Below are 12,019 nucleotides of genomic sequence, written 5' to 3' on the forward strand. Positions count from 1 at the left end.
ATCAAAGCTGCTATGAAATCGCATTGGACGTTATTGGATGCTAAGTTGTTGATTTTACGTTATTGCGAGCAAGAAAAAAGACGCCCTGGGACGTCTTTAAACTATGATTTGGTGGAGCTGGCGGGATTTGAACCCGCGTCCGAAAATCATTCATCATTGGTACTACATGCTTATTCGATCTTTAATTTCACCATCAAACTGCGAACCGACACGCTATCTAATGGCTATCCTGAATTAGTTTTAATGCTTTGTCTCTCAGGCGGGAGACGCGGCACGAGCTTGTTTGGTTTTGACTCTCTGTTGTTCCCCGTCTTACGAGCGGAAGCTAGGGCAGAAAGGCTCTTGGCAGGTTATTAAGCTGCTAGTGCGTAGTTTTCGTCGTTTGCGACTATTTTTTTGCGGCTTTTAACGTGGCAAACCGCCCCACGGCATGCACCTCAGACTGCAAAATTCCCGTCGAATCCAGAATCAGCCCCAAGTGTGTTGACGCATACTACCAGAAAACCTTTGTCTGTCTAGCTTTCTGCGTCTAAGTGGTCAAGATTAACGCAATGAGCTCTTCATTACGCGTGCTTTCTCTCTTGCCCAATCTTTTTCTTTTAAATCATCACGTTTGTCATGCAGTTTTTTACCTTTCGCTACACCAATTTTGATTTTCACCCAAGAGCGAGACCAATACAGTGATAGTGCGATAAGTGTCATGCCTTCACGGTTGATGCGTCCATAAAGGTTATCCAGTTCACGGCGGCTGATTAACAGCTTGCGCACGCGAGTTGGGTTGGCAACCACGTGAGTGGATGCTTGCTGCAGTGGCGTTATTGTCATTCCGGAAACAAAGGCTTCTCCGTCTCGCATGAAAACGTAGCTTTCTGCGATATTAGCTTTGCCTTGACGAAGAGATTTGACTTCCCAGCCTTGGAGCTCCATGCCTGCTTCTACTTCATCTTCGATAAAGTATTCGTGGCGAGCTTTTTTATTTACAGCAATGGTATTGCTACCTGCTTTTGAGTTTGATTTTTTCTTTACCATAATGGCGGCATTATACGGCTTGGTTCGAGCTTAGGAAATCCTTTTATTTGCGTAGGATAAGAATAAAAGTAAAATTGTTACACACCAGACTCTTTCGGTGGTGATGAGGAGAGAATATGAAGCAAGTCAGTCGTTCTGCTTTAGTGTCTTTTAGTGCAGAACAAATGTTTAATCTCGTGAATGACGTTGCTCGTTATCCTGAATTTTTGCCAGGTTGTTCTGGTTCTCGCGTTATTGAATCTTCCGATTTGTCGATGGTGGCTTCGGTGGATGTTTCAAAGGCAGGGATAAGTAAGACGTTCACAACGTCGAATGTGTTGGTGGCCAGTGAAGCTATTTTGATGAATTTGGTCGATGGTCCTTTTAAGGCTTTAAAAGGCGGTTGGTATTTTACTGCACTTGATGAACAGGCCTGCAAGGTTGAACTTAAACTGGAGTTTGAATTTTCGAGCAAAATGGTGGAATTGGCTTTTGGCAAGATATTCAATGAATTGACTAGTAATATGGTTAACGCATTTACCAAACGAGCGAAACAGGTGTATCAGTAATGAGTATTGAATCTGAGATGATCCATGTTGAGGTAGTCTATGCATTGCCTCACGAGCAAAGAGTACTGAATTTGGTGGTAGACAAAAACTCAACCGTCGAAACGATAATTCAACAGTCCGGTGTGCTTGAGCTCTACCCAGAGATTGATTTATCAAAAAATAAGGTCGGGATTTTTAGTCGTAACGTTAAGCTAGATTCGACGGTCAGAGACCGTGATCGCATTGAAATTTATCGTCCGTTATTGGCCGATCCTAAAGAGATCCGTCGCAAGAGAGCCGAGCAGGCAAAAGCGCAACAGTAAACGTTGCTGCGGTATTGGGTGCAAGATAAAGGGCTCGTTATGAGCCCTGTCCGTTAGTGTCACTCATTGTGAGGTGCACTTTGGGTATCATTTGTTTGAACGTGTTTTCGTTCAGTTTACGCCTTCAAAAAACCGTTCGCTAGGAGGGTAGTCGCCACTGATTTCCATCAAAGCACCTGCGGTATTAAATGTCGCAATCAGGTTTTTCTGTATCGATTCTTTGTGGCCTTCCGTGTGGTGATAAATGTAATACCAAGTATCGGGATAACCGTTTTCAATAAGCATCGGCGACCCCATGACAAACCTAACCTGTTCTTTGCTCATACCGAACTTGAGTTGATCGACGGCTTGCTGTTCAACGTAGTTGCCTTGGTTAATATCAATACGATAAACGAGTTTTTCTAATAAAGAGCATCCAGTCAGCATTGTCATTGCTAAAGGGACTGCGATTAACCACTTTTTTAACTGCATATTCAAAATTCTTTGCCAATAGGTCGTAAAACTGGACTGATAATAAACAAGCTCGCAGCAGAAGTAAAAAATAGACTGAGCTACGAGCTAGTTGAGACTGCAAATTTTGAGTTTGGTTGCAAACCTAAAAAGAAAAATGTCAGCTTAGGCGGCGATCAGCAGTTCTTTCGCATTAGCAAGGGTAGATTCGGTGATTTGGCTACCCCCTAAAAGGCGAGCAAGTTCAGCGACGCGTTGTTCATTGTCTAACCGTTTCATTTGTGTTTCTGTCTTTCCAGCTTTGGCTTGCTTGCTGACAAACAGTTGTTGGTGCCCGCAGCCTGCCACTTGTGGTAAGTGAGTCACACACAGTACTTGAGTTGATTCGCCTAATGTCCTTAACATTTTTCCGACCACCGCAGCAGTTGGCCCACTGATACCGACATCGACCTCATCAAAAATAAGGCTAGGAGTGTCTATTTTTTGAGCGGTGATCACTTGGATTGCTAGAGATATCCGTGACAGTTCTCCGCCTGACGCGACTTTAGCGATAGGCTGCAGCGGTTGACCTGGGTTGGTCGAGACTAAGAAGGTTACGGTGTCAAAACCCAGTGGTGATGGATGCGTTGTTTCATGATTAACTTCGATGCAGAACTTGGCTTTTTCCATGCTCAGTTCGTGCATGCTATTGGTGATTAACTTATCCAGTTCTTTCGCGTAACGGCTACGAGACTTATGCAGTTTGTCGGCACAGGTTGCAAACTGCTGATACTGTTTGGCAACGTTACTTTCCAGTTCTTGTAATTTATCTTCAGAGCAGTCAAGTTGCGCTATTTGTTTGAGCAGATCTTGGTGGTGGTGGTAAAGCGTTTCAGGAGCGATGTAGTGTTTGCGCGATATGGACATCACTTTAGAGTAACGTTCTTCTACATAAGCCATACGTTCAGGATCGACATCGATACTATCCAAATAGTTTCGCAATTCACTGTTGGCTTCTTCGAGTTGGATGATGGCTTCAGCCACCATGTTGGGTAAGGTGGCAAGTTTTTCATCTAACTCGGCCAGTTCAAGCAAGGCGTGGTTGGCTGACTGCAGCAAACTTAGCGCATTGACTTCTTGCCCCTCATAAATAAGTTCAATGGCTTGCTGGCAAGTGGTAGCAAGCTCACCACTGTTGGCTAAACGTCTGTGCTCTTGTTCGAGTTCGGTGAACTCTTCTTCACCAATCGCCAATTCATTGAGCTCTTTGATTTGATATTCCAGCAGTTGAACTTGAGCTTGGTTTTGTTGACTATTTTCTTTGAGTTGATTGAGCTGGTTATCTGCTTGACGCCACATTTGGTAGGCTGAGCGTGTCTCTTTGACAAGACTCACGTGACCTGCGTATTGGTCCAGCATGCTCATTTGATACTCACTTTTCATCAGTTGATGATGGGCGTGTTGACCGTGAATGTTGATCAGTAATTGACCTAGAGCTTTGAGTTGTGAAAGAGGCACAGGGCTGCCATTGATGAAGGCTCGAGAGCGGCCATCTTTGGTGATGATTCGGCGTAAAATACACTCTTTTTGGTCGAGCAAGTCATTGTCTTCCAACCAGCGCGTGGCGTTGAGGTTATTGTCTAAAATAAAGGCGGCGCTGACTTCGGTTTTTTCTTCACCCTGCCTGACCATTCCTGCTTCCGCACGGCCACCAAGACATAAACTGAGCGCGTCAATTGCAATGGATTTACCCGCACCAGTTTCGCCAGTAATGGTAGTCATTCCTTTGGAAAGCTCTAACTGCAATGATTTAACGATAGCAAAATTATTCACACTTAAATGAGCCAGCATTTCTGTACCTATATAATCAAATAACACTGTATAAGTGAACAGTATAAACTGTTTTTTTATACAGTAAAGGTGCCTGTCAGAAAACTATGAGTATTGTAAACTGCGCTGAGTTTAGTGCATGCGACAGGAAGTGATTTATGTTGCTTGATAGCTCTGGCTTTCTAGTGAATTTTACTTCATTCGATGAGGTTAATTAGTTTTGAATTGATCATTAAATGTTCATTAAATAGTTTGACGAGGTTCACAAAAAATCCCGCTAAATTTATAGATTTTGTTTTGCTCGATTTAGAAGGAAATAGCGCGCCAATTAGGCGCGCTTTAGTTAGTGATTATTCAACTTCCTTTAGACGGGCTGTGAAGTGGCGTAGCACTTGTGGCTCGTAGGTGAAATCGAGTCCCTTCACGTTGTGGGCATTCTCTTTTACTTTCCCAAATGCTTCGATAACAAAGTCCATGTGCGTTTGAGTGTAAGTAGCACGAGGAATGGTTAGGCGTAACAACTCAGCAGGACAAGGGTGTTGTTTACCCGTTGCAGGATCACGGCCTAATAGTAACGAACCGATTTCCACCGCGCGGATACCTGCTACTTTGTAGAGTTCACAGGCCAAAGCATGAGCTGGGAATTGATGCGAAGGGATATGAGGTAATAGTTTGCCTGCATCAACGAATGCTGCGTGGCCGCCAGCCTGCTGACACACAACCCCAATGGCTTCTAGGCCATCAACAAGGTACTGAACCTGGCCGATACGGTACTCTAGCCAGTCTTGACGCATGCCGTCGTATAGACCGACAGCAAGACGCTCCATTGCACCACCTTCAAGACCACCGTAAGTAGGGAAACCTTCTTGAATCACACAAAGCGTGCGGCACTCTGTGTAAGTGTCCATCATCGATTCATCTTTGAAACACAACAGACCACCCATTTGAACCATTGCATCTTTCTTAGCAGACATGGCTAAACCATCTGCGTATTTATAGGTTTCACGAGTGATTTCTTCGATAGTCCAATTTTGATAACCCGGTTCGCGTTGCTGAATAAAGTAAGCATTCTCAGCAAAGCGCGCAGAGTCCATGATGACAGGAATATCGTAGCGTTGAGCAATCTCGTATACCGCTTTTAAGTTAGCGATAGAAACAGGCTGACCACCGGCAGAGTTACAAGTAATCGTGCTGACAATGTAAGGTACGTTCGCAGGTCCTGCTTCTTCAATCGCCATTTCCAGTTTCGCGATGTCAAAGTTACCTTTGAAATCTGCATTGACAGACGTATCGAACGCATCTTCGGTATAGACGTTTTTCGCCACACAGCAGTTAACCTGAGTGTGACCTTGAGTGGTGTCGAAGAAGTAGTTAGACAGCGCCACCATTTTTGAACGATCGAGGCCTTTTTCTTGCTCACGCTTTTTAATTAGAACAGGAATATAGATTTGCTCTGCACCACGGCCTTGGTGAGTTGGGATAGTTAACTCATAACCGAAGATATCTTTTACCGCATTCGCCAGCGTATAGTAGCTGCGGCTGCCACTGTAAGCTTCGTCACCCATTAGCATTGCTGCTTGCATTCTTTGAGTAATAGAGCCTGTGCCGCTATCAGTGAGAAGGTCAATAAATACATCGTCACTATCGATAAGAAATGGGTTCATACCCGCTTTAAGGATGGCCTCTTCGCGATATTCACGCGTTGTACGTTTTACTGGTTCAACAACACGAATGCGGAAGGGTTCTGGTAAGTGTTTAAAGTTTTCCATGATAATACCTTTGAATAATTTAAATTTCGTCAGGCGATATTAGTCAGCACTCTTTATATATTTAGAGTGCAAAATATCGCGCCAAATAATTAGCGATAAAATTCGAGTGAAATAAATCTATTTGAGAATAACCAAGCAACAACTTTAAATTAATAAAGATGAATGCAAGCATCGAAAAACGATATAAATAGATTTAGTGTTGATGTTGATTGTTTAATGGATTCGAAAGAATGCAGAAACAACCAAGCAGGCTAGGCGTGTGCAAAAGATGGTAAAATTGAGATTTGATAGTCGTGCGTGTACCAAGCTAGGGAGCTTGACCATAACTTATCTTGAATTTTTAGATTTTTACTCATATCTAAATCCGTGGTGAGTTATAGCTGGTTGACTGATGGAACGATTCTTAACCAAGTTGATCAGTAAGTAAATTGATAGAAATAATAATTGTGATCGAAGTCCTTAACTTGAATATGGAATAAATCATGGCTCACAAATAATCAGCTATAGGATAAGTAAATTTATGATGGAAAATAAATAGAAATTTTAAAACCCATTAAATATTAATGATTCCCTGTAAAAAAGACCTCGATATTATTAATCGAGGTCGACAGTCAATAGAAGGTGAAGAGGTTGGTTTAAAACAATTTACTCGACCAACCCAGTTTCTTTCTTAGCACGTGATAGTAGCTGTAATCTTTAGGATGAATGAGCTTTAGAATATTTGGGCTTTGGTAAATATGCACTTCATCACCGGGGGAAACCGGTAGGGATACTTGTCCATCGCAGCTAACTTCCTGTGTTCCGCGATTATCAGGCGAAACCAGCAGTTTTATCTGGCGGTTGCCATCCACAACTAAGGGGCGGCTTGAAAGGGTATGCGGGAACATGGGAACCAGTGTAATGGCGTTTAAACTGGGGGATAAAATCGGCCCGCCGCCAGAAAGTGAATAAGCGGTAGAGCCCGTTGGGGTAGAAACGATAAGGCCATCAGAGCGTTGAGAAAAAGCGAAGCTATTATCTATATAGACTTCAAATTCAATCATATGTGCAATTTTTCCGGGGTGTAATACTGCTTCATTAAGCGCTGCATTATGGCTTTTGACTTGCCCGTGGCGATGAATTTCTGTTTCCAGTAAGAAGCGTTGTTCTTCTAAATATTCGCCATTGAGTACTGCAAGTAGCCTTGGTTGAAAATCTTCTGGGTTGAGATCGGTCAAAAATCCTAAATTGCCACGATTCACCCCAATCACGGAAATGTCGAAGCGTGATAATACGCGTGCGGCACCGAGCATATTGCCATCGCCCCCAACCACAACCGCAAGGTCTGCTTTTTTGCCGATTTCAAGCAGGCTAGCGAAATGTTCCGCAGGTACACCTTCCAATATTTCACTGAGACGATCATCAATAAAGACCGGATATCCCATTGAAGTTAGCCATTGGTAAAGCTCTTTATGTGTTTGAATGGCTTGTTGATCTCTTGGTTTTCCAATGATAGCGATCACTTCAAATGGTTTTTTCATAAATTTTCCAAACTAATTAGGCTTGAATCAGGATTGTTCATCCCCATAATAAGGGCAAGTTATGCCTTTGTGCGAATTTTTGTGTGCTTAACTTTTTGAACTGTGGAGGTTAAGCGCAAAATAGTTGGATTCTGGAGATATCATGAACAACGAAGAAAACAAAATCAAAGAAGAAGAACTACAGCAAGAAGTAGTGGGTCAAGAAGCTGAAGTCGTTGGTACTGACGCGGATATCGATTGGAACGAACAAGTTGAAGTCGATGAGAAAGAGTCCCAAATTGCGCAATTAGAAGCGGCGCTACTGTCGAGCGAAGCAAAAATTCAAGAGCAAAAAGACTCGGTGCTAAGAGCGAAAGCGGAAGTTGAAAATATGCGCCGCCGTTCAGAGCAAGAGATCGATAAAGCGCGTAAATATGCGTTGAGCCGTTTTGCTGAAGAGTTGTTGCCAGTGTTAGACAACCTAGAGCGCACGATTCAAGCTGCTGACGCTGAGAACGAAGTGGTGAAACCGCTGGTGGAAGGTGTGGAACTGACGCACAAAACTTTCATTGGCGTAGTTGAAAAGTTTGGCTTGAAAGAGATTAATCCTGAAGGCGAAACATTCAACCCAGAATTGCACCAAGCAATGTCAATTCAAGAGAGCCCAGATCATGAACCTAATACTGTGATGTTTGTGATGCAAAAGGGCTATGAGTTGAATGGCCGAGTGATTCGCCCTGCGATGGTCATGGTATCAAAGTAAAGAGTTGCGAAATAAGCCAAATGCTTTATTGGCGTTAATTTATTCAGTGCCAAAGAGAGGTGTACGTCGCCTCTCTTTTTTATGTCGAAATCGATTAATGTCGAGATAGAAGCCTTCATTAAGTGATTTCGGGATTGAAAAAGTCGTTATTTACGCTGTTTAGTCGAAATATCATAACTTTTTTCAATTTTGCCCTTGAAAAGGTGCTGAGTGACCTTATTTATTGGGCATACGAGAAACGAACATCCTTGTTTAGTTTGTGAGTAAGGGTTGAAACCCTGTTCTCCCTCCCCCACATAGGGGGTAGCATAAAACAAAAATAGAATTTATTTGGAGATAGCCTGATGGGTAAAATCATTGGTATTGACTTAGGTACTACTAACTCTTGTGTTGCTGTTTTAGATGGCGACAAACCTCGCGTTATTGAAAACGCTGAAGGTGAACGTACAACTGCATCGGTAATTGCATATACAGATGGTGAGACGCTAGTAGGTCAGCCTGCAAAACGTCAAGCGGTAACAAACCCAACCAATACGCTATTTGCAATTAAGCGTTTGATCGGTCGTCGTTTTGAAGACGAAGAAGTTCAACGTGATATTGAAATCATGCCTTACAAAATCGTGAAGGCTGATAATGGCGATGCTTGGGTTGAAGCAAGAGGCCAAAAAATGGCCGCTCCTCAAGTTTCAGCTGAAGTTCTGAAGAAAATGAAGAAAACAGCTGAAGATTTTCTTGGTGAGCCAGTTACTGGTGCCGTTATTACGGTTCCTGCATACTTTAACGATGCACAACGTCAAGCAACGAAAGATGCAGGTCGTATTGCAGGCCTTGAAGTAAAACGTATCATCAACGAACCAACAGCGGCTGCACTTGCTTATGGTTTGGACAAACAAGGTGGCGATCGCGTTATCGCGGTATACGACCTTGGTGGTGGTACATTTGATATTTCAATCATCGAGATCGATGAAGTTGAAGGCGAGAAAACATTCGAAGTTCTAGCAACTAACGGTGACACACACCTTGGTGGTGAAGACTTTGATAACCGCATGATCAACTATCTCGTTGATGAGTTCAAAAAAGAGCAAGGCATCAACCTAAAAACTGATCCACTTGCGATGCAGCGTCTAAAAGAAGCCGCAGAAAAAGCGAAAATTGAGTTGTCATCAGCGCAACAAACAGATGTGAACTTGCCTTACATCACCGCTGATGCTGCTGGTCCTAAGCACATGAACGTGAAAGTGACACGTGCGAAACTAGAATCTCTAGTGGAAGACCTTGTTCAGCGTTCGCTTGAGCCACTAAAAGTGGCGTTGGCTGATGCAGACTTGTCTGTTGGCGACATTACTGACGTTATCCTAGTGGGTGGTCAGACTCGTATGCCTATGGTTCAGAAGAAAGTGGCTGAATTCTTTGGCAAAGAAGCGCGTAAAGATGTTAACCCAGATGAAGCGGTTGCTGTTGGTGCGGCCATTCAAGGTGGTGTGCTTGCGGGTGAAGTAAAAGACGTACTGCTACTTGACGTAACGCCTCTGTCTCTCGGTATCGAGACAATGGGTGGCGTGATGACTAAGTTGGTTGAGAAAAACACAACGATTCCAACTAAAGCGAATCAAGTATTCTCTACCGCTGAAGACAACCAAAACGCAGTAACGATCCATGTTCTACAAGGTGAGCGTAAGCAAGCCATGTACAACAAATCGCTAGGTCAATTTAATCTAGAAGGTATTCAAGCTGCACCACGTGGCATGCCACAAATTGAAGTTGTGTTTGACTTGGATGCGGATGGTATCTTGCACGTGTCTGCGAAAGATAAACAAACAGGCAAAGAGCAGAAGATCACTATCCAAGCGTCTGGCGGTTTGAGCGATGCTGAAATCGAGAAAATGGTCCAAGAAGCTGAAGCAAACAAAGAAGCGGACAAAAAGTTCGAAGAGTTAGCGACAGCACGTAACCAAGCGGACCAAATGATTCACGGTACTCGTAAGCAAATTGAAGAAGCGGGTGATGCTCTTCCTGCTGACGATAAAGTGAAGATTGAAGCGGCCATTACTGAGCTTGAAGAAGCGAAGAAAGGTGAAGACAAAGAAGCGATCGACGCTAAAGTTCAAGCGCTTATGACTGCTGCTCAAAAACTGATGGAGATCGCTCAGCAAAAAGCTCAAGCACAACAAGCGGGTGAAGGCCAACAACAGTCTGCAGAAGACGATGTCGTTGACGCTGAGTTTGAAGAAGTCAAAGAAGACAAAAAGTAATTGATTGAGTTCCCTCCTTTTAAACGGGGAGGGCTAGGGTTGGGTGGCTCGCGAGTTTAACCCACCCTAACTTCTCTAAGAGAAGAATGAAATCAACGGTATGATGCGGGCGTTTGGGGTAACTCTTACGCCCGTATGTCTGTAATTAATGAAAACTCATTGGTGTCCATCTAACTAACAGTGTCTTTTTAGTTTGAATTCACTAGAATCTAGAGCCATTAGTTAGGTCGATATAAACACCAAGCGGCAGCGTGTCGTTTGCGGTAACAAATTGGTGACGAAGAAGATGTCAAAACGTGATTTTTACGAAGTATTAGGCGTAGGCCGAGATGCCTCTGAGCGCGATATTAAAAAGGCGTACAAGCGCCTAGCAATGAAGTTTCACCCTGATAGAAACCAAGGGGATGACAGCGCTTCGGACAAGTTTAAAGAAGTAAAAGAAGCGTATGAAATTTTAACCGATTCGCAAAAGAAAGCGGCTTATGATCAGTACGGTCATGCTGCTTTTGAACAAGGCGGAATGGGCGGTGGCGGCTTTGGTGGCGGCAGTGCTGATTTTGGCGATATCTTCGGTGATGTCTTTGGTGACATTTTCGGTGGTGGTCGTCGGGGCGGTGGTCAAGCGCGTGCACAACGTGGTGCTGACTTGCGTTACAACATGGAACTGTCTTTAGAAGAGGCCGTTCGTGGTTGTTCGAAAGAGATTGAAGTGCCAACACTGGTCCATTGTGATTCTTGTGAAGGTACTGGCGCGAAGAAAGGCTCGTCTGCGCAAACGTGTGGAACCTGTCATGGTCACGGTCAAGTACAGATGCGCCAAGGATTTTTTGCTGTACAGCAAACCTGTCCGACTTGCCATGGTAAAGGTAAGATCATTAAAGACCCATGTAACGTGTGTCATGGACAGGGGCGTAAGCAAAAAACCAAAACGCTTAATGTTAAAATTCCAGCCGGTGTGGATACGGGCGATCGCATTCGTTTATCTGGCGAAGGTGAAGCGGGAGAAATGGGCGCTCCAGCGGGGGATTTGTACGTACAAGTTCACGTCAAAGAGCACCACATTTTTGAACGTGATGGCAACAACTTATACTGTGAAGTCCCTGTAAGTTTTGCTATGGCGGCACTTGGCGGTGAAGTTGAAGTTCCAACACTCGATGGTCGTGTAAACTTGAAAGTGCCAGAAGAGACGCAAACAGGGCGCATGTTCCGTATGCGTGGTAAAGGTGTGAAAGGCGTACGCGGTGGGGCGATCGGTGATTTGGTTGTCAAACTCGTGGTTGAAACACCAGTGAAACTGAGCACGCGTCAAAAAGAACTATTACGTGAATTTGAAGAAACTTGCGGTGGTGAAGCGGCAAATAAGCATAAGCCTAAATCGGAAGGTTTCTTTAATGGCGTGAAAAAGTTCTTCGATGATTTAACCAGCTAATTCACTGTTGAATTATTATCTATCCAATAAGGCCTGCAATGCAGTAATGCCGATCAGTTAAGGCCAAAGTGATCGGTTGAACGATCCTTCAGAGCTGTCAAAATCCAAGTGTATTTAATGCACTTGGATTTTTTTATGGATGTTTCTCAAGCTCTAAACATAATTAATG

The 12,019-nt window shown here is 43.7% G+C and carries 10 protein-coding genes and 1 other RNA gene; 5 read left to right on the forward strand and 6 right to left on the reverse strand.

Going from position 1 to position 12,019, the window contains the following annotated elements; translation table 11 throughout:
* Positions 1–109: 109 nt before the first annotated feature.
* Both ssrA and smpB read right to left on the reverse strand, forming a co-directional pair.
* Positions 110–476: a transfer-messenger RNA gene (gene ssrA / locus AACQ75_RS02415) on the reverse strand.
* 67 nt (positions 477–543) lie between these two features.
* Positions 544–1,029: an SsrA-binding protein SmpB gene (gene smpB, locus AACQ75_RS02420; protein ID WP_013857439.1), complete on the reverse strand. Its 486-nt coding sequence runs from the start codon at positions 1,027–1,029 to the stop codon at positions 544–546.
* A 116-nt stretch (positions 1,030–1,145) separates the two neighbouring features.
* On the opposite strand from smpB, the gene AACQ75_RS02425 reads away from it, so the two are divergent.
* Entirely contained in the window at positions 1,146–1,577 is a 432-nt protein-coding gene (locus AACQ75_RS02425) for an SRPBCC family protein (RefSeq protein WP_013857438.1), read from the forward strand.
* A complete protein-coding gene (locus AACQ75_RS02430; RefSeq protein WP_010319507.1) occupies positions 1,577–1,879 on the forward strand; it encodes an RnfH family protein in 303 nt (100 codons plus the stop codon). The genes AACQ75_RS02425 and AACQ75_RS02430 overlap by 1 nt, the downstream gene beginning before the upstream one ends.
* A 111-nt stretch (positions 1,880–1,990) precedes the next feature.
* Here AACQ75_RS02430 and bamE read toward each other — a convergent pair whose 3' ends face one another.
* From bamE to nadK, 4 genes are all read right to left on the reverse strand, one after another.
* Positions 1,991–2,350 carry an outer membrane protein assembly factor BamE gene (gene bamE / locus AACQ75_RS02435; RefSeq protein ID WP_026027472.1) on the reverse strand — a complete coding sequence of 120 codons (360 nt, stop codon included), beginning with the start codon at positions 2,348–2,350 and terminating at the stop codon, positions 1,991–1,993.
* A gap of 144 nt (positions 2,351–2,494) precedes the next feature.
* Positions 2,495–4,159: a DNA repair protein RecN gene (recN, locus tag AACQ75_RS02440; protein ID WP_170889421.1), complete on the reverse strand. Its 1,665-nt coding sequence runs from the start codon at positions 4,157–4,159 to the stop codon at positions 2,495–2,497.
* A gap of 329 nt (positions 4,160–4,488) precedes the next feature.
* Positions 4,489–5,907 carry a tryptophanase gene (gene tnaA / locus AACQ75_RS02445; protein WP_170889422.1) on the reverse strand — a complete coding sequence of 473 codons (1,419 nt, stop codon included), beginning with the start codon at positions 5,905–5,907 and terminating at the stop codon, positions 4,489–4,491.
* Between the two features lie 635 nt (positions 5,908–6,542).
* Positions 6,543–7,427: an NAD(+) kinase gene (gene nadK / locus AACQ75_RS02450; RefSeq protein WP_013857433.1), complete on the reverse strand. Its 885-nt coding sequence runs from the start codon at positions 7,425–7,427 to the stop codon at positions 6,543–6,545.
* Between the two features lie 142 nt (positions 7,428–7,569).
* On the opposite strand from nadK, the gene grpE reads away from it, so the two are divergent.
* The 3 genes from grpE (at position 7,570) to dnaJ (ending at position 11,850) form a co-directional block, all read left to right on the forward strand.
* Positions 7,570–8,169 carry a nucleotide exchange factor GrpE gene (grpE, locus tag AACQ75_RS02455; protein WP_038148829.1) on the forward strand — a complete coding sequence of 200 codons (600 nt, stop codon included), beginning with the start codon at positions 7,570–7,572 and terminating at the stop codon, positions 8,167–8,169.
* Between the two features lie 344 nt (positions 8,170–8,513).
* The gene (gene dnaK / locus AACQ75_RS02460; RefSeq protein WP_170889423.1) at positions 8,514–10,421 is read left to right on the forward strand and encodes a molecular chaperone DnaK; all 1,908 of its coding nucleotides are present in this window, start codon (positions 8,514–8,516) and stop codon (positions 10,419–10,421) included.
* A gap of 286 nt (positions 10,422–10,707) precedes the next feature.
* Positions 10,708–11,850, forward strand: a complete 1,143-nt coding sequence (gene dnaJ, locus AACQ75_RS02465; RefSeq protein ID WP_170889424.1) for a molecular chaperone DnaJ — start codon at positions 10,708–10,710, stop codon at positions 11,848–11,850.
* The last annotated feature ends 169 nt before the right edge of the window (positions 11,851–12,019 follow it).

Source organism: Vibrio sp. B1-2, from assembly GCF_963888445.1.
Taxonomy (GTDB): domain Bacteria; phylum Pseudomonadota; class Gammaproteobacteria; order Enterobacterales; family Vibrionaceae; genus Vibrio; species Vibrio anguillarum.